The sequence below is a fragment of the Allobosea sp. 05T439 genome (assembly GCF_056396005.1).
In genome coordinates, this window is record NZ_JBFTKP010000071.1 from 1 (window position 1) to 19049 (window position 19049).

General features: G+C 59.6%; 12 protein-coding genes and 3 pseudogenes. 7 read left to right on the plus strand and 8 right to left on the minus strand.

Annotated features, from left to right (window positions below; translation table 11 throughout):
* Positions 1 to 171 (minus strand): annotated as a pseudogene (locus AC1DIO_RS33755) (transposase); the annotation flags it as partial.
* 469 nt (positions 172 to 640) lie between these two features.
* On the opposite strand from AC1DIO_RS33755, the pseudogene AC1DIO_RS33760 reads away from it, so the two are divergent.
* Positions 641 to 976: pseudogene (locus AC1DIO_RS33760) on the plus strand (integrase core domain-containing protein); the annotation flags it as partial.
* Here the strand turns inward: AC1DIO_RS33760 and AC1DIO_RS33765 are convergent.
* The 7 genes from AC1DIO_RS33765 to cysD form a co-directional block, all read right to left on the minus strand.
* On the minus strand, positions 967 to 1722 hold the full coding sequence (locus tag AC1DIO_RS33765) for a class I SAM-dependent methyltransferase (RefSeq protein WP_476854790.1): 756 nt from the start codon (positions 1720 to 1722) through the stop codon (positions 967 to 969). The pseudogene AC1DIO_RS33760 and the gene AC1DIO_RS33765 sit on opposite strands and share 10 nt — an antisense overlap.
* 461 nt (positions 1723 to 2183) lie before the next feature.
* Complete coding sequence (gene rfbA / locus AC1DIO_RS33770; RefSeq protein WP_476854791.1) at positions 2184 to 3059, minus strand: glucose-1-phosphate thymidylyltransferase RfbA; 876 nt, start codon at positions 3057 to 3059, stop codon at positions 2184 to 2186.
* 3 nt (positions 3060 to 3062) lie between these two features.
* Complete coding sequence (gene rfbD / locus AC1DIO_RS33775; RefSeq protein WP_476854792.1) at positions 3063 to 3962, minus strand: dTDP-4-dehydrorhamnose reductase; 900 nt, start codon at positions 3960 to 3962, stop codon at positions 3063 to 3065.
* Between the two features lie 6 nt (positions 3963 to 3968).
* On the minus strand, positions 3969 to 4523 hold the full coding sequence (gene rfbC / locus AC1DIO_RS33780; RefSeq protein ID WP_476854801.1) for a dTDP-4-dehydrorhamnose 3,5-epimerase: 555 nt from the start codon (positions 4521 to 4523) through the stop codon (positions 3969 to 3971).
* A gap of 31 nt (positions 4524 to 4554) precedes the next feature.
* On the minus strand, positions 4555 to 5604 hold the full coding sequence (gene rfbB / locus AC1DIO_RS33785; RefSeq protein WP_476854793.1) for a dTDP-glucose 4,6-dehydratase: 1050 nt from the start codon (positions 5602 to 5604) through the stop codon (positions 4555 to 4557).
* Positions 5605 to 5860: 256 nt separating this feature from the next.
* A complete protein-coding gene (gene cysC / locus AC1DIO_RS33790) occupies positions 5861 to 7747 on the minus strand; it encodes an adenylyl-sulfate kinase (RefSeq protein ID WP_476854794.1) in 1887 nt (628 codons plus the stop codon).
* An 11-nt stretch (positions 7748 to 7758) separates the two neighbouring features.
* A complete protein-coding gene (gene cysD / locus AC1DIO_RS33795) occupies positions 7759 to 8694 on the minus strand; it encodes a sulfate adenylyltransferase subunit CysD (RefSeq protein WP_476854795.1) in 936 nt (311 codons plus the stop codon).
* A 522-nt stretch (positions 8695 to 9216) separates the two neighbouring features.
* Here cysD and AC1DIO_RS33800 point away from each other — a divergent pair.
* From AC1DIO_RS33800 to istB, 6 genes and pseudogenes are all read left to right on the plus strand, one after another.
* Complete coding sequence (locus AC1DIO_RS33800) at positions 9217 to 14154, plus strand: glycosyltransferase (protein ID WP_476854796.1); 4938 nt, start codon at positions 9217 to 9219, stop codon at positions 14152 to 14154.
* Between the two features lie 63 nt (positions 14155 to 14217).
* The gene (locus AC1DIO_RS33805) at positions 14218 to 14631 is read left to right on the plus strand and encodes a phosphomannose isomerase type II C-terminal cupin domain (RefSeq protein WP_476854797.1); all 414 of its coding nucleotides are present in this window, start codon (positions 14218 to 14220) and stop codon (positions 14629 to 14631) included.
* 52 nt (positions 14632 to 14683) lie between these two features.
* Complete coding sequence (locus AC1DIO_RS33810) at positions 14684 to 15484, plus strand: methyltransferase domain-containing protein (protein WP_476854798.1); 801 nt, start codon at positions 14684 to 14686, stop codon at positions 15482 to 15484.
* Between the two features lie 173 nt (positions 15485 to 15657).
* Positions 15658 to 16539: pseudogene (locus tag AC1DIO_RS33815) on the plus strand (IS5 family transposase); the annotation flags it as partial.
* Between the two features lie 130 nt (positions 16540 to 16669).
* Positions 16670 to 18172, plus strand: a complete 1503-nt coding sequence (istA, locus tag AC1DIO_RS33820) for an IS21 family transposase (RefSeq protein WP_476854799.1) — start codon at positions 16670 to 16672, stop codon at positions 18170 to 18172.
* Positions 18173 to 18183: 11 nt separating this feature from the next.
* A complete protein-coding gene (gene istB, locus AC1DIO_RS33825) occupies positions 18184 to 18924 on the plus strand; it encodes an IS21-like element helper ATPase IstB (protein WP_476854800.1) in 741 nt (246 codons plus the stop codon).
* Positions 18925 to 19049 lie beyond the last annotated feature (125 nt).

Here is a 19049-nt window from a genome sequence, read left to right on the forward strand (position 1 = left end):
GCCCTCGGTCGTCTCGATCCAGATGCCGAGGATGTCCTTCGTGCCGTCGGCCTGGACGCCGAGCGCGAGGTAGACGGCTTTGTTGCGGACAAGGCCCTCGTCCCGGATCTTAACCCGCATCGCGTCGAAGAAGATCAGCGGGTAGCTCGTCTCCAGCGGCCGGTTCTGCCACGCGTCCTGAGTTCCTGGCTCTCTCTCGACTTTACGTGAATCGCCATGAACCAGCCGGAACGGATCACTTGAGCGATCGAACGCGCGTCGTTGCGGTCGTTCTTGTTGACTATCGCCGCCTTCATATGGCGCGTCTCAACGCAAACGGCCGGCAGGCCGGCGCCCTACAGACCGAAGAACAGCCACTGCGACAACGGCCCGGCTTCCAGACCGACGCGCTCGTAATCGCGCTCACCTCCCACAGCGCCGTGGCGACCGCTTCCGGCTCCGAAAGCACTTTGCTCTCACGACAGATGCGTCCTTGCTAGTCGAAGACGCAAATGCTCGTGGTCTCGAGGGATACGTCCAGGCCAGCGTAAAGCTTCGTCATGGAGGATCTCCCTAGCGGCAGCATGCCGCTCATCGATATCAAAGGCTTGAACCTCCGCCGAGGCCAAGTCCCGATTACCCCTTCTMAACGACCCACTTCTCGTCCCTGTCGCGCGCACGAACGCCTCTGGCCAACTGGCGCACCGACTACAACACCGCGCGCCCTCACTCTCAGCTTGGCTGGCAGACGCCCGCGGCCCTCGCCCCGCGCCGGGCCTGGCGCCCCGCTATGCAAAAACACGGCGCCAGAGCCMGCCGCTTCACCGGCCCGAACGGGCTTCACAACCGCCGAATGCGAACTCAGCGCTGTATAATAACGGGGGGCAACGTCAGATCCGTTAGAAATTGTTGCGAAAATCGCGGTTCAACGCGACGGAACGCCCATGTCGACGCTCCTCGGTCGCCCTCCCCTGCTCCGGGGCGAAGTTATTTATAAGCGTGGAACACGGCACGGCCGGACTTGATCGGCCCTTCCCAAGACTTGCCCTCAAGAGAGTTCTTCGTGTTCACGTCCCACATGCTGACAAATTCGATATGGTTGAAGCCTACGCGCCGGAGCATTGTGGCCGTTGCCTGGAGGTTCGGCCCCCACCAATTCGACGAGTCATTGTTCAGCTCGGCTGGTGAGTATAGCGCGGCTCGAGATCCAGGCTCGTCGAGCGCGTCAAGATAGGTCTCTAACACGCAAACTGTTTTGGTGGCGGCTGCGATGTTCTGAAGATACCTGACCATGTCGGGCGCATGGTATAAGACGCCAAGGAACATGACGATATCGAAAGTCTCGCCATTTAGCGTTGTAGCGAGGTCTTCGACGTTGCTGGAAACAGACTGCACCTTTGATCCCAGAGCAGTGTGGACCGCATCGAAATTGCTCCGTGCTGAGGACCCAGGCCAGTCCCAAACGAACCGATCTGCGGCCACAACCTTGGAGGCCCCCCGCTTCTCGCAATGGAAGCTTACATAGCCATCATAGGCGCCAACGTCCAGGACGCTCATCCCGGTCATATCAAGCGGTAGCCCCATGTGATGCAACTTCTTTGCGGACGGGTCGCGCCCGGGGGTGGTTAGGTMGCCATCAAACGTGAATGTATGAAACCAGGTATCTTCGGATGCGATGTAATCTTCTAGCTTGGCCCTGTTCTTAGCAGGAATGTTGAGAACTGAGTTATACGCGCGCAGCATTGGGCGTCTCCGGCCTGATGTGTGTTGACAAAATCTAAAGACGCTTCGCCAACATTCTTAGGCAATATCATTTCATCCCCTACAGTTAGGGACATCTTTCTCTAGCACCGGACAGATATCAAACTCAATCACCGGACTACGGGCAGCGTCTCTATTAGGCGGTATAAGTCAAGGTGCCAGACCGCCGCCCAAGGAGGCTGCAGTCGAGCCGCCGGCTGATGGGTTTTCCGCCTGAAAGCGCAGAGTCGGGGAGAGGCGCCGGCCCACAAGGTTTGGAGCGTCTCCCCGCTGAACCGGCCATGACGGGCGTTTGTCCTCCGTCGGATTGCTTGACGGCGATCTGCGCTTCGGCGAACTTCGACTTGTTCATCCCGAAAATCTTCGTCCAAAACGCCGTCCAAAGCCCCCGCTGCTGAACTGGAAGTCTCCAGCAAGGACTGGTCTAGGAACCCGGAGGCAGGTCAGCCAGCTATCTCTCTGGCGATACGCAGCAGATACCTGCCGTAGTCGCCCTTCGCGAGTTGGTTGCCGAGTGCCTCCAACTCGGCCGTATCGATCCAGCCCTTACGGCAGGCAATTTCTTCCGGGCAGGCCACGCGCATACCTTGGCGATGCTCAAGCGTGCGGACGAACTCGCCGGCTTCCAGCATGCTGTCGGGGGTACCAGTGTCGAGCCAGGCGAAGCCGCGTCCCATTGTTTCGACAGAGAGTTGGCCTCGCTCAAGATAGACCTTGTTGACGTCGGTGATCTCAAGCTCGCCGCGGGCTGACGGATTTAGGTTTGCGACTATGTCGACGACCTGAGAATCGTAGAAATAGAGTCCGGTTACCGCCCAATTCGAGCGGGGCGTCTTGGGCTTCTCCTCAATTGATATCGCCTTGCCCGCGCTATCGAACTCAACCACGCCATAACGTTCTGGGTCGCGGACGTGATAGGCGAAGACGGTAGCTCCACTCTGTCGTTTTGTTGCCGGCACCATCAACTCGGTGAAGTTGTGGCCGTAAAACAGGTTGTCGCCGAGAATCAATGCAGACGGCTCTTTGCCGACGAATTCTGCGCCAATCAGATAGGCTTGGGCGAGCCCCCCGGGGTGCGGTTGTTCGGCATAACTGAGGCTGAGTCCCCAGCCGCTTCCGTCACCAAGTAGCCGCCGGAAATGCGGCAGGTCGTTCGGCGTCGAAATGATCAGAATATCGCGGATGCCCGCCAACATGAGTGTGCTGAGCGGATAGTAGATCATTGGCTTGTCGTAGACCGGCAGCAACTGCTTTGACATCGCCAGCGTCATAGGATGCAGGCGCGTGCCAGAACCGCCAGCCAGAATGATGCCCTTCATGATTTATAGTCCACCGCGATCGGTTGAGAGAAGCCTGAGAACGCAAGCCTTAAGGGAGGTCCGCCAATCGGGCAGGTCTACACCGTGGACCGCCTTCAGCAGATCGGAGTTCAGCCGCGAGTTTGCCGGTCTGCGGGCCGGCGTGGGATAATCCCGCGTCCCAATTCGCTTAACCGCCACTGCGGGCAGGCCCATTGCTGCGCGTGTCGCGAAAATCGCTTCAGCGACATCGGCCCAGACGGCTTCGCCCTGCGCGCCCATGTGAAAGACGCCACGAGCGCTGGCATCGTCGGGGCGGCTGACCAGATTGGTCGCGACCCCAATCACTGCATCCGCAATATCGAGCGCACGGGTGGGTGATCCGACCTGGTCGGCAACTACCGCGACCTCGTTGCGCTCATCCGCGAGCCGGAGCATCGTGCGAACAAAGTTCTTGCCAAAGGGGCTGTAGACCCAAGCCGTGCGGAGGATCACATGGTTCGGCGTCGCGGCAGCAACCAAGCGTTCACCCCAAAGTTTGCTGAGGCCGTACGCTGAGATCGGTTGCGTCGTATCCGTCTCGACGTAGGCTCGATCGAGCGTGCCGTCGAAGACGTAGTCGGTGGAAATCTGGATGATGGGCAAGCTAAGATCGCGCGCTACGGCGGCCACCTGCCCGGCGGCGTCAGCATTGACCGCTCGGACACGATCAGGTTCATCCTCGGCGAGGTCGACGGCCGTATAGGCGGCCGCATTAACGATGACATCTGGCCTCGCGGAGGCGAGAGCCGAGGCGATTGTCTCCGGGCGCTCGAACTCTAGTTGCGGTCGGCCGACTGCGACGACTTCTACACCTACGCTCGGCGCGCGCTCCAGCAATGAGCGCGCGACCTGTCCGGCCTTTCCGGTAACGGCAATCCTCATGGCTGATCAGCCGAAATAGGCTGGAAGATCCGCCAGTCGCGGATGCCGTCGATCCTTGTCCGATAGCGTCAACTCGGCATGGGGGAGTTGCCAGTCAATCGCCAGTGCCGGATCGTCGAAGGCGAGACCATGATCATGATCAGGCGAATAGAAGGCTGTCACCTTGTAAAGGACTTCGGTATCCGGCTCGAGCGTGACGAAGCCGTGAGCGAACCCAACCGGTACCAGCAACTGCTTCCAGTTTTCTGCGGATAGCTCGATTGCGACATGATGCCCGAAGCGCGAGGAGGAGCGCCGGATATCGACCGCGACATCGAGAATGCGGCCGCGCGTCACGCGGATGAGTTTGTCTTGCGCAAACGGGGTGGATTGGAAGTGCAGCCCGCGCAACGTCCCTTTAGCCGCCGACAGCGAATGGTTGTCCTGAACGAAGCCCGTGATGACGTCCGCTGCGGCAAAACTCTCGCGGTTATAGGTCTCCGAGAAGAAGCCGCGGTGATCGCCGAATTTCTTCGGCGATATCACCTTGACCTCGGGAAGGCGTGTAGGTTCGACGCTCAGCATAATTGGGTCGGGATCCTGGTTATCCGGTTTAGGCAGCGCCCAGCCGCTCGCCGCGGTAGACGCCGGAGCGGATGTCGCTCCACCAGCCTGTGTTGGCGAGGTACCACTCCACGGTGCAGCGTAGGCCGCTCTCGAAGGTTTGCTTCGGTCGCCAGCCAAGCTCGCGCGCAATCTTGCTGGCATCGATGGCATAGCGCGCATCGTGTCCCGGCCGATCGCGGACATAGGTGATCAATCGCCCATATTGCCCGGCGGGATCCGGCTTCAACTCGTCCAGAAGCGCGCAGATCGCCGTCACGACCTCGATGTTAGTTTTCTCGTTATGCCCGCCTATGTTGTAGCTTTCGCCCGGCCTGCCGTTCTGCGCCACGAGCAGAAGTGCCTCGGCGTGATCTTCAACGTAGAGCCAGTCTCGGATGTTGAGCCCGTTGCCATAGATCGGCAGTGGTTTCCCCTCCAGGGCGTTGATGATCATCAGCGGAATAAGCTTTTCCGGGAAGTGGTAGGGCCCGTAATTGTTGGAGCAATTGGTGATTAGCKCCGGTAAACCGTAGGTGTGGTGCCAGGAGCGGACGAGATGGTCGGAGGCTGCCTTTGACGCAGAGTAGGGCGAGTTCGGCTGATATGGCGTTTCTTCATGAAAGAGCCCTCCCTCGCCAAGCGAGCCAAACACCTCGTCCGTCGAAACATGGTGAAAGCGGAACTGATTCTTACGATTGTCGTCGAGGCCTCGCCAATGGCGCAACGCCTCCTGCAGGAGCGTAAAGGTCCCGACGATATTGGTGTCGATGAAGGCTGCCGGGCCGTCGATTGACCGGTCGACATGGCTCTCGGCGGCGAGGTGCATGATCACGTCGGGAGCAAACTCGGCCAGGATGGCCTGCGTGCGAGGCCCGTCGGCGATGTCTGCCTTGACGAAGTGGAAACGGTTACTTTTGGAAACAGGCGCGAGCGAAGCCAGGTTGCCGGCGTAGGTGAGTTTGTCGACGACGCAGACTGTAGAATCCTGCCTTTTCATCAGGCCGCGAACAACCGCGGAGCCGATAAAGCCAGCACCGCCCGTGATCAGATAACGCAAACGAGCCTCTCTATCCCTACGGCACAAGGTTCAGGTATTCCTATACCGATCGTTGTGAGGCACGTAGCGTACCTGCCAATCGGAGTAAAGTGTTGAGAACGTGCTAAGGGTGCTACAATTGCTCAAGCGCGTGCTGAGCCGAGGCTCTGGTCGGTGGCCGAATTTAACGCGACGCTTTCATCAAATATGGCTCGTCGTGAAGGTCTGTTGCTGTAAATTTCTGAGCAGCCTGGAAGGCAATACCACAATTCATCCTTTAAACTGCCCGCCTTCCGATTACACCCCGCGTCTCAAGAACGCGCAAGATTTCCTGTGCCAAGGCCGCGGGATCGCCCTCGTCAGCCCTTAGGTGAAGATCGGGGGCAAGCGGCGACTCATATGGTGCGCCAATGCCCGTGAAGTTCGTAATCTCACCTGCCAAGGCTTTCCGATACAAGCCCTTGGGGTCGCGACTGATGCAGGTTTCGAGCGAGGCGTCGACAAACACCTCGATGAAAGCTCCAACGGGCATGCGGTTGCGTGCTGCAGTTCGATCGGCGCGGAATGGAGAAATCAGGGAGCAGAGGACGATGAGGCCCGCTTCAAGCATCAACCTAGCAACTTCCCCGGTCCGGCGGACGTTCTCTACGCGATCTGCTTCGTTGAAGCTGAGATCTTGATTGAGGCCGAGCCGCAGATTGTCGCCATCGAGCAGCATGGTATGATAGCCGGCTTCGTTAAGCCGCTGTTCGACAAGGTTGGCGAGGGTCGACTTGCCAGCGCCCGACAGGCCCGTGAACCAGACAACAGTCGGGCGCTGGTATTTGAGAGCCGCCMGCATTTCTGTCGAGACGGTGACCTGTTGTGCGCGGACGTTMGAACCTCGTCTGAGCGGAGCGTCGATAAGTCCCGCCGCGACGGTMGCTTCGGTTTCGCGGTCGATAAGAATAAAGGAGCCGGTGCGCCGGTTGTCGCGATATGTGTCAAACGCAAAAGGAGCGACTGTAACCAGATCTACAGCTCCGATATCGTTGCATTCAAGCTCATCTGCCGCAATTGCCTCTCCGGTGTCGATGCTCACCAGATGCTTGAGGCTCAAGACGCTGGCTGCCAGCGTTCGAGTTCCACACCTCAACAGATATGAGCGACCCGACACGAGAGGCTTGTCTCCGACCCAAATCAAGGTGGCCGACAAATGCCTCTGATAGTGAGGAGCCGCTTGCGGTCTCGCAAGAATATCGCCGCGTGCGACGTCGATATCGTTGTCCAATACCAGCGAAACAGCATCCCCTGCAGAGGCGTACGGAAGGTCGCCGTCAAAGGTCACGATCCGGCTAATACGCGAACGAGCCCTCGTTCCGCTAACCTCGATCCAGTCACCTATCGCAATACTTCCCGACGCGATTGTGCCTGCTAAGCCCCGATAGTCGCCGTTCCGTATGGGCGATTGCACAGGAAAGCGGAATGCCGGCTCTGTTTCCCGGCTAGAAACGTCCAAACCGTCCATAAGCTTCGACAGTGTTGGCCCTTCATACCATCCCATGTTTTCACATCGATTGATCAAGTTGCCGCCGAAGCGGGCAGATATCGGGATCGCAAAAACATCGCATAGGTTGATCGTACCGGCGAAGGCGGCGAATGCCTCTGAAATCGCCTGGAAGGTCTCCTGGCGGTACGCGACAAGGTCCATCTTGTTGACCGCCAGAACGGCGTGCCGAATGCCCATCAAGGCCGCGATGCGCATGTGGCGGCGCGTCTGGGCCAGAATGCCCTTACGCGCATCTGCCAGGACAATCGCCACATCGGCCTGGGAGGCCGCGGTAACTAAGTTTCGCGTGTATTGTATGTGCCCGGGGCTATCCGTAAAAATAAAACGCCGTGAATTGCTTGAAAAATACCGATATGCCACGTCAATTGTGATGCCTTGCGAGCGCTCCGCTTCCAATCCGTCGAGGAGAAGGGCAGGGTCGAGATCTTCGCCGGCAGTCCCGAAGCGACGACTTTCGCGCGCTAGTTCCTCGAGCTGATCGTCGGTGACCCGGCCAGAATCGATCAGCAGGCGTCCGATGAGCGTTGATTTACCGTCGTCGACAGAGCCACAGATCAGGCACCGCAGCGGCGGGAGGATCGCTCTCGTCTGATGTGCCGGCACTGAGCGATGCATAAACTGTGGCCTCAAAAATATCCCTCCCGCTTCTTGCGTTCCAGGGCGGCGGGTTCGTCTGTGTCGATGAGCCTGCCTTGTCGTTCGGACATGCGGCACTCGACCATCTCAGCCAAGATCTGATCGACACTGGTTGCATAGGATTCGACGGCTGCGGTTAGGGGATAACATCCCAGGGTTCGGAACCTAACGGTCCTCATGGTTGGCCGCTCTCCCGGCAGCAGCGGAAATCGTTCGTCGTCAACGACGAAAAGACGCCCATTGCGGAGAACAACTGGACGCTCTTTGGCAAAATACAGGGGGACCACCGGAATACGCTCGCACTTGATATAGGCCCAGACATCCTGCTCGGTCCAATTTGAAATGGGAAACACCCTCATGGTTTCCCCAGGGCCGAGTCTGGTATTAAACAGGTGCCATAATTCAGGACGTTGACGCCTCGGATCCCAGACATGTCCTGGCCCTCGCACGGAAAAGATCCGCTCCTTCGCGCGTGACTTCTCCTCATCTCGGCGCGCCCCGCCTATTGCCGCATCGAAGCCACTGCGATCCAGAGCGTTCTTGAGTGCCTCGGTCTTCATCAACCGGGTGTAGAGTGACGACCCTGAACGAATTGGGTCGATGTCCGAGTCTAGGCCTTCTTGATTCGTATAAACGATGAGGTCGAGGCCAAGGTCGCGAACAATCCGGTCGCGAAACTCGATCATCTCCCTAAATTTCCAAGTCGTATCGATGTGCAGGAGCGGGAACGGCGGCTGGCGGGGGTAGAATGCCTTCCGCACAAGATGGAGCAGGACCGAGGAGTCTTTCCCCACAGAATACAGCAGGACAGGCCGGCTGAACTCTGCGCCGACCTCGCGGATGATTTCGATTGCCTCGGCCTCAAGGGAGCGGAGATATCTGTCGCGCGCGAGCGTCAACGGGACATTCGCTGATTCGGACGTCATCGCTGAGAATTGAACCCTGAATGGCCTGATGAGATTCGTCACCTAACACAAGAAGTTGGTGCAAAGAAGCGGTGTGGCCCAGTGATCCCTGCGCTTTCCAGCGGCTACGGTGACAAGGGGTCTTAGCGAAAACCCGCGGCGCGCGGCGCGGCCGGTACGCCGGGGTGCGCAGAAGGACTTGCCGCAACGTTGAGTTGCCAAAATGCATCATGCTTTCGAGTTGCCTCTGCCGGGGCAGGGTTTCCCCTTGAACCCCAGCTGCGCCGATGATGTAAGCGGCGGTTTAAACGTGACAGTAACCGTAAGAGATCTTTCATGGCCAAGGTTCGCAGCGGACGGCGGGCATCTGCATCCCGCCCCTTGGGGGATGTTGCGCCCGCAACCGCCGCCGAACCGGTTGTTTCGTCGGCTATAATCGGACTCCCCGCTCCGACCCAGCCCGCCAACAACATAAACGAGCGACCCCACGCGGATGCAGGTCGCGAGGTGAGGCGCTCTTCCGCGTCAGCTGGGCAGACGTTCGTGCGCGACGCGATTCTGGTGCTCGGCATGCACCGCAGCGGCACCTCGGCCCTGACTGGAACTCTGGTTCGCCTCGGAGCGATTGGCCCGGGGACACCCATGGCCGCCGATCAAGGAAATGAGCGCGGCTACTTCGAGTCCGTGCCGTTTATGCTGCTGCACGACCAACTCCTCGCCTCGGCAGGCAGCTGTTGGGACGATTGGCGCCGCTTCGACCCAGACTGGCTGACCAGCTTTGAGGCCGAAAAGTTCAGGGCGGAGGCCCGGAAGCTCCTGCTTGACGAGTTCGGCGACGCCAAGCTTCTCATCCTTAAAGATCCACGCGCCTGCCGGTTTGTTCCGTTTTGGAAGAGCGTGCTTGCAGAAGCACGAGCGGCGTTACGGGTTGTCATTCCGCTGCGGTCTCCAATTGCGGTGGCCCGGTCCCTGCGTGCCCGGGACGGTATGCCGCTAACGAAGGGTCTGCTTCTTTGGCTCCGGCACACGCTCGAGGCGGAGCGGGAGACCCGGGATGTTCCGCGCGCTATCGTCGAAATGGACGAGTTCCTAAGCGACTGGCGCAGTGAGACGAGCCGGATCGCCGATGAGATCGGGCTCGCATGGCCGCGCGACTTGCAGGTGGTTGCGCCCGAGATCGACGCGTTCCTGTCCACCGATCTGGTGCACCAGCACGCCACCGAAGACGAGAATCAGACGCTGCATAGCTGGGCCTTCCGGGCCTACACAGCGCTGCTTACGCTCGCCCATAAGCCGGAAGCGCCGCACGCCCGCGCGACGCTCGATGAGATCGCCTCAGCGTTCGAAAGTTCCTGCGGCTTCTTCGGGGCCTTGCTAAGCGAGGTCAACACCGACATCGAGGCGCTCCGCGGTCGGGAGGCGGCGGCCCGGCTGGAGACGGATACCGCCCGAGAGCAGTTGGGTACGGCGCTTGCCACTATGGAGGCTGAACGCAAAAGATCTGCGGAGCATAAGGTCGCACTCGAAGCAATGCTTTCCGAGGCACGAGCCGCGGCAGATGCGACAGCGACGCTTCTGTCAGAGGCCACCGCTGGTGTCGAAGCCGAACGGTGCGCCGCCGTAGAACGGATCGCCAGCCTGTCGACAGCCCTCGATGCGGCGGCTGCCGCCTCGAATGATCGCGAGGCAAACGTCGCCAGGTTAAATCAGGACGCCGCCGAGGCGGAGAGCCGCTTCGGCGCGCTTCGCCAGACCCTGCACCGGCAGGAGGCCGAGATCGGCCGCCTCCAGGCGGAGCTTGAGGGTGGCCGGGAGCGCATCGTCGGCGACGCGGCGAGATTATCTGTTCTCGAACGGCTCCGCGCCGAACAGGTGGAGGGGCTTATCGAGACGCGCCGGCAGCTTGTTCAGGAGCGGGACCGGGCTGACGCGGCCGTCAGGGATCTTGCGAATCGCTCGGCTACGGTCGACGTGCTTGACGCAGCGCTTCGCGACGAGCGCGGCCTGCGCAGTAACTTCGAAGCCCGGCTCAGCTCGCTCGTCGAGGGCACGGTTCGACTTGAAGCGCGTCTCAGCGGCCTTTCCCACCAGCTTGATCAGCGTAACTTGGAACTCGTTGAGGCCAKAGATGAGGCGGCGCGGGCTGCTCAACGTCTCGCACAGGAGTCCGGCCGCGCGGATGAAGTGGAAACCGCCAGGGCGGCTCTGGCCGAGGCCATGGAGCGCGCCGAAGCTGAGCGCGCAGAGCTATTGGACCGGCTCGCCGCGACGGAGAAGGCACTAGGCGAGGCTTCCTCTTTGCAGGCCAGCCTCACCCGCGACCTCGATGCCAGTGCCGCTGCGGCGCGTCTGGCCGATGAGCGCGCTGCGGGGCTGCGGCAGGATTTTGAGAAGGAGCAAGGCGACCGAACTGCCCGGCTGGAGACCGCGGAGCAAGACTTGGCTCACGCGTGCGCTCGCACGGAAGAACTGCAGCGGCTTCTCGCCGATCAGCAGCACCGAGCGGAGGCGGCCGAACGGGCGATCCAGCAGCTCCAGACTGAGGTCCAGCACCGCGAGCGGGGAGAGATGCTGCGCGAAAACGAACTCGCGGCGCTGTTGAAAAGCCCGTCCTGGCAGCTGACGCGCCCGCTGCGCGCGGCGGCGAAGGCGCTCTCCMGCCTGAAGCGCGGCCTGCGCTACGGCCGGACGAACCCGCTGTTCGACACGAACTGGTATCTCGAACAATACCGCGACGTACGTCTCTCGGGCTGGGATCCCTACGCTCACTATCTCCGTCACGGCACCACCGAGGGCCGTGATCCGAACCCTCTCTTCGACACGGACTGGTATCTTGAGCAGAATCTGGACGTGCGCGAGAGCGGGATGAATCCACTGCTGCATTATTGGAGATATGGGGAGAAAGAGGGACGCAATCCGCATTCAGATTTTGCGACGTCTTGGTATCTCTCTCAGTATGAGGATGTTCGAGCGTCTTCCAGTAGTGCGCTATTACATTATATTATTCATGGAAAAGCGGCTCGATTTCTTCCTAAGCCTCCCGCTTCAGGCGAAGAAAGTTACGATATTGCAGAGAATTTCTCTGAATCGTACCTCACGCCTGTAATCTTGGAGTTGCATTACTCTGAAACGGCCTCCCCCCTGTCGGTTGGCCAGAATGACGATACGAGGCAGCTCGCCTTGTACTTTCGACGGATGCGCGTGCGAGGCGGTGGTGATCTGATCGCTGATATTGATTTTAGGGCTGGTGGAAACGCGAGATCGTATGTCTTGTTTGGCTTTTCCGAAATTGAACCAGCCGGAACATGGTCTCTTGGCGGGAAATCCGCTCTGTTGCTCTGGGCTGACTTAAAGAGCGACGAGCCCTTGGAAGTTGAACTTGACGCTAGCCATTTCAACCACGGCTTCCCAAAACTCGCTGTAACCCTCTCCACTTCCCATGGCCAATCTTGCGCTGTTCATCTTGGTAGGGAGATGCCTAGCCTGCTTAGCGCAACGCTCGATCCCGGAAATCGCCAACAAAGCTTTTTTGCTTCGTCAGCTGCGACCCTATGTCCTAAAAATGTTTCAAAGAAGAACGATGCTGTCCCTGTAGTCTCTATCATTATATTAAATTTTAATAAGTCTAATTTATCGATTCTATCTGCTTTGTCCGTCATCTCGGCTCAGATTCCGATGGAATACGAGATTCTGATAGTCGACAATGGAAGTAGCGAAGAACACGTTTCTGCGCTTCGCAGTTCATCTATCGATTTTAGGGTAGTTGAGACGCGCGCAAATAGATTTTTCGGGGAGGGAAATAATATTGGAGCGGAAAGTGCTCGCGGTCAATATTTACTTTTCTTGAACAATGATGCGTTTATAGCGCCGGGGTTAGTTGAAGAACTGTACCGTGCTTTTGAAGAGAACCCAAGCTGTGGTGCCGCTGGTCCCGTCTTCAGGTATCCCGATGGTGCGTTACAAGAGGCGGGCGCTTTTATTCGCGTCGACGGACGTGCATTCCAGCGCGGCAAACGGGACCCGAACTTCGATGTAACCTATCTACCACGTTTMGATACGGTTGATTACGTATCAGCTGCGTGTTTGATGATTCCCGCGCAAACGTTCAAAAGGCTTGGAGGCTTCAATCATCGCTACGATCCCGCATATTACGAGGATACAGATCTGTGCATGCGCGTGCGGTTGCTAGATCAAGTCGTAATTCTTGCGAGTCGTGCTACATGTTATCATATCGAAAATGCTACAACGAGTGATAAGAAGCATAATTCCGGAGCTAATAACGTTGTTGAGCACAATCGCGAGGTATTCCTCTCCACTTGGCGCGCCTACCTAAGCTCTCGCTTGCAAAGAGACCTTCCCACGGCTCTTCTTGCTCCAGTTAAGCGGACAAGCTCGGCCTCCCGATTAAAATCGCGAAATGCTGTTTTCTCACCCTATGCGCTTACGCCGGGTGGGGGAGAGCGCTATATCCTCGCGACGGCTGGAGCTCTTTCGTCGTTTGGTTCCACCGACTTTGTTTCGCCGGATCACTACAGTGGCCTACGACTTCACAACGTAATGCATGATCTTGGCCTTGCTCCAGCCGACCTCGGGACACGAGCGGAGGCTGAGGCTAGTGCAATAGCGTTTGACCGCTTCGTGCTGATGGGCAACGAGCTGTTTCCGAGCCGTGCCTCCCGGGCGAAGCTTGCGTATTTTCACTGCCAGTTTCCATTCCCTTATGCGTCAATTTCCGAAGACGAGATTCGGCGCGGTGCTGCCCTGCTAGACAGTTACGCCGGGGTGATCGTGAACTCAGAGTTCACGCGCGAGGCCTATGAAGGGTTACTTAAGGAGTACGGCCTTTCCAAAAAAGTTCACGTAGTTTATCCGCCTGTCGCTTCTGAGGAGTTGGTGCGTCTTCGGGAACGAGCCCGAAAGCCGCAGATTCTCTCGATAGGTCGTTTTACGGACAAGGGGCACGCCAAACGGCAGGATGTGCTGATTGAGGCGTTCAGAAGGACGTCACCTCAATTTCGCAGTAATTGGAAGCTTGTCCTCTGTGGGGCCGTTCCCAACGATCCCGATGCGCGCAGCTATTTCGCGCATCTGCGTGCAACTGTTGGATCTGATCTACCGGTCGAGTTCGTCGTCTCGCCTTCCCGCGAGGTGGTCCAAGAACTCCTTGCAGAGAGTGCAGTATATGCTCATGGAACGGGTTTCGGAGTGACGTCGCCTCGCGAGTATTGGAAGTGCGAGCACTTCGGGATCACGGTCGTCGAAGGATTGGCTGCAGGGTGCGAAGTCTACGCCTACGAGGTTGGTGGGCCAAAGGAAATATTCGAGCGTGTTGGTGCGGGGCAGGCATTTAAATCTATTGATGAGTTGGCGTTTCTTTTCGAGAATTCGAGTCAGAATGGACTCGATTCTGGAGTTAGACGCCGGGCCTCCGGACACTTCTCAGACCAAGCTTTTGCTAAGCGAATGCGCGCGCTCTTCTAATKCTAAATCTGTTTTTGAGTTCGACTCCTAATCGAAAATTGCTCGCCTAGAAGGAAGCCGCTCATGGATCAAGATCTAAATTCGAGTAGTTCTGTGCGGGCGCGCGCCGGGGTTCGGTATTCGGTKGGCGATCAAGGCGTGCGGCCATGGGGAACATGGGAGGTGTTGGCCGTTGGTCAGCAACAGACTGTTAAGCGTATCGTTGTGCTTCCAGGGCAGCGACTCTCACTCCAATACCATCGCTTTAGAGCAGAGCACAGGACCGTGGTTGAAGGCGTTGCAGTAGCGGAAATTGGCGCTTCGAGAATCGACATGAAGGTCGGTAGCCACGCGGATATCGAGCCACTAACGTGTCAGAGAATAATGAATTCCGGTACCGCTCCTCTTACGTTTGTCGAGGTTCAGTACGGGTCGTTACTTGACGAAGCGGATATAGTTCGAATAGAAGATGATTATGGTAGAAATTTAATTMACTAAACAAAGCTTATATCGGCATATTTGTCTAGTAATTTTTCTATCKGGACCGTAAATGAAATCTATCAACTCAGATTCAGAGATTCGATTCAGATGCAATATTTGTGGCGAGGAAAATATTGGGATCAGCCGTAATTTTCATCGGGAAATACCGAATTGCCAATCCTGTAATTCTACTCCCCGCTTTCGCGGCATAATTCATGGATTGAGTTTGGGGCTCTTCGGGCGGTCAATTCCACTGCACGAACTACCCGAAAATAAGAATCTTCGCGGGGTCGGGATGAGCGAGTGGGAGACATACGCCAACGTACTMGCTCAGAAGTATGATTTCGTGAACACCTTTTACCACATGGAGCCGCGCCTCGATATAACCGGAGATGATTGGGCCCGGTTTAGCAACCTCGACTTCGTCATTTGCACCGAGGTTTTTGAACATATTTTAGCGCCGTTGGATGTCGCATTCTCGAATCTCCGGCGAATGATTCGGCCTGGAGGCGTGCTTGTTTTCTCAACGCCGTACACGAGCGCTTGTGAGACTACTGAGCACTTCCCGGGGTTGCGTGACTTCGCAACATGCCAAATTGGCGATCGATGGGTCGTTGTATCTAGAACAGACGATGGAACGTATCGAGTTTTCGATCGCAATGTCCATTTTCATGGCGGTCCAGGCACGGTTCTTGAGATGCGCGTTTTTGGTGAGCAAGATCTCATGCGCCAGTTGCGTGAAGCCGGCTTTATCCCCACTGCTCTTTCGGAGCCCGCGCCGGAGATTGGATACTATTGGCCTCAAGTAGTCGAACGAGCAGAGCTGGTATACCCTTCATTAAACTATATAATTTTGGCACGAGCCGTGTAGTAGATAGTCGTCCGTGAACAATTGGTAAGCTGTTGATATTGCAATTGGATTGACGGCTCTGAAGTTGTCGATTTTGCCGGTTATGCGGGCTTCGACCGTGGTTTCCTTGCAATTTGATCTGGGCGTCAGACCGTGATTCCATCGCCGTCATGGGCGGCGATGGAGGGGCTTGGATGCGGCCGAGGGAACCGGTGGAGAGCGGTCAGCGTGATCTGTTCCGAGCGCGGCTCGACCAGATCATTGCCCTCGACCATGCCTTGGTCCGGCTGGCGCGGACGATTGACTGGAGCTTCCTGGAGCGGTCCTTCGGCGCGGTCTACACCGACGCCGCCGGTCGCCCGCCGCTGCCGACGCGGCTGATGGCGGGGCTCGCCATCCTCAAGCACATGCACGACCTGTCCGACGAGGCGCTGTGCGAGCGCTGGGTCGAGAACCCGTATTTCCAGTTCTTTTGCGGCGAGGAGTTCTTCCAGCACGAACTGACCTTCGAGCGTTCCTCGCTCACCCGCTGGCGCCAGCGCATGGGCGAGGAGCGCTTGGCCACCCTGGTGCAGGAAAGCCTGACAGTCGCCGTCAAGACCGGTGCGGCCAAGCCGGCCGACTTCACCCGCGTCATCATCGACACCACGGTGCAGGAGAAGGCGATCACCTTCCCGACCGACGCCAAGCTGATGCACACCGCCCGCCAGCGGCTGGTGCGGCTGGCGAAGAAGGCCGGCGTCGATCTGCGCCAGAGCTACGCGCGGGTCGGCACGCACGCGCTGATCGCGCACCAGCGCTACGCCCATGCCAAGCAGTTCAACCGGGCGAACCGGGCGCTCAAGGCGATCCGCACCATGCTCGGCCGGGTCATCCGCGACATCGGCCGGCGCATCCGGGGCGAGGCGGACCTGGAAGCCGCCTTTGCCCTGCCGCTCTCGCTCGCCCGCCAGGTCCACGCCCAGGACCGGCGCCAGCGCGGCAGGAAGATCTATTCGCTGCACGCGCCCGAGACCGAATGCATCGGCAAGGGCAAGGCCCACAAGCCCTACGAATTTGGCGTCAAGGTGCTGATTCCGAGGGATGCCGCCCCCGGATTCCGATTTGATGTCGCCCCCTCGTTCCGAGATTAATCCGCCCCCGGATTCCGAGATGATGCCGCCCCCTGTCGGGCGGTGACATGGCGGGTCCTCTGCTGGCTTAGGCTTGCTCCTTTTCGAGCAGGGCCTCGGTCACAAGGCGATCTCGGTGCGCGTCGGCGCGGCGCCATCGACGGTGCGCGAGACCCTGCGACGCGCGGCTGCGGCGGGGCTGAGCTGGCCGCTGGGCGAGGATATCGGCGACGCCGTGCTGGAGGCCGCGCTGTACCATCCCGCCGGCACGAAGACGGGTCACCGCCGCAGTCCAGAGCCTGACTGGGCCGCGGTCCACCGGGAGATGAAGCGCAAGCATGTGACACTCCAGATCATCTGGGACGAGTACATCGCGCGTCATCGCGACGGCTACCGCTACAGCCGCTTCTGCGATCTCTATCGCGGCTGGGCGGCGAAGCTGCCGGTGACGATGCGCCAGAGCCATGCCGCCGGCGACAAGCTGTTCGTCGATTATGCCGGTGACAAGGTCGCGGTCCTCGTCGATCGGCTGACGGGCCAGCTCCGCGACGCGCACATCTTCGTGGCGGTGCTGGGCGCCTCGAGCCTGTCCTATGCCGAGGCGAGCTGGAGCGAGACGCTTCCCGACTGGATCGCCGCTCATGTCCACGCGGTCGAGGCCTTCGGCGGCGCGCCGGCGCTGTTCGTGCCCGACAACGCCAAGGTCGCGGTGATCAGGTCGTGCCTGTACGATCCCCAGGTCAACCGCAGCTATGCCGGCATGGCGGCCCATTACGATAGCGCGGTGCTGCCGACGCGGCCGCGTCGCCCGCGCGACAAGGCGAAGGTCGAGGCCTGCGTGCTGATCGTCGAGCGCTGGCTGCTCGGCCGGCTGCGTCACCGGATCTTCCACAGCCTGGCCGAGCTGAACGCCGCGATCGCCGAGATGCTGGTCGACCTCAACGACCACCGTGTCCTGCGCCGGGTCGGACAGACCCGGCGTCAGCTCTTCGAGGCGATCGACCGCCCGGCGCTCCGGCCCTTGCCGGTGGAGCCTTACGTCTTTGCGGAATGGCGGCTGCGGCGGGCGGGCCTCGACTATCATGTCGAGATCGAGCGCCACTATTACTCGGTGCCCTACCGCTTCGCGCGCGAGCAGGTCGAGGCCAGGATTACCGCGCGCACAATCGAACTCTTCCACAAAGGCGAGCGGATCGCGGCCCATCTTCGCGGCAGCGGCAATGGCCGCCACACGACGATCACCGAGCACATGCCGTCGTCGCATCGGCGCTTCGCCGATTGGACGATCGAGCGCATCGCCCGCGACGCCGCCGCGATCGGCACCTGCACGGCCCTGCTTTGCGAAAGGATCCTGACCGATCGACCCCATCCCGAGCAGGGCTTCCGCGCCTGTCTCGGCATCGTCCGCCTGGTCAGGGGCTTCGGCCGCGAGCGGGTCGAGGCCGCCTGCAGCCGCGCGCTCGACATTGGCGCGCGCACCTATGGCTCGGTCAGGTCGATCCTCGACAACCGGCTCGACCAGACCCCGGCCGCGGCGTCCGCACCGGACCAGCCGATCGTCCATCCCAACATCCGAGGCTCTCGCTACTACCACTGAAGGAGACCAGCATGCTGAACCATCCCACCCTCGATCGTCTCAACGCCATGGGTCTTGCCGGCATGGCCAGGGCCTTCGGCGAGCTCGCCGCCAACGCCGAGGCGCAAGGCCTCACCCACCCGGAATGGCTCGCCCTGCTGCTCGACCGGGAATGGAGCTTCCGGCACGATCGCAAGCTCGCCGCGCGCCTGCGCTTCGCCAAGCTGCGCCATCAGGCGGCGCCCGAGGACGTCGATTATCGCAGCAGCCGCAAACTCGACCGCGGCCTGTTCACCAAGCTCGTTGCCGGCGACTGGATCGCCGCCCACGACAATCTGGTGATCTGCGGCCCGACCGGCGTCGGAAAGAGCTGGCTTGCCTGCGCTCTCGGGCACAAGGCCTGCCGCGACGATCGCTCGGTCCTCTATCAGCGCGTGCCGAAGTTGTTCTCGACCCTCGCCCTGGCGCGCGGCGACGGGCGTCACGCCCGCTTCCTCGCCAAGCTCGGCAGCGTGCAACTCCTGATCCTCGACGACTGGGGCCTCGAGCCACTCGATGCCAAGGCCCGGCATGACCTCCTGGAGATCCTGGAGGAACGCTACGGACGCCGCTCCACCATCATCACCAGCCAGCTTCCGATCTCGGCATGGCACGAGGTGATCGGGGATCCGACCTATGCCGACGCCATCCTCGATCGGCTCGTCCACAACGCCCATCGCCTCGACCTCGACGGCGACAGCATGCGCCGCGCCAAAACCCAACCTCAGGCTTGACCGCAGGCCGAAACGACACAACAACAATCAACGTCCAGCACGGCCCGCTTCCGGGGGCGACATCATCTCGGAATCAGGGTGCGCCATCATCTCGGAAACGAGGGGCGACTTCGTCGGAATCGGCA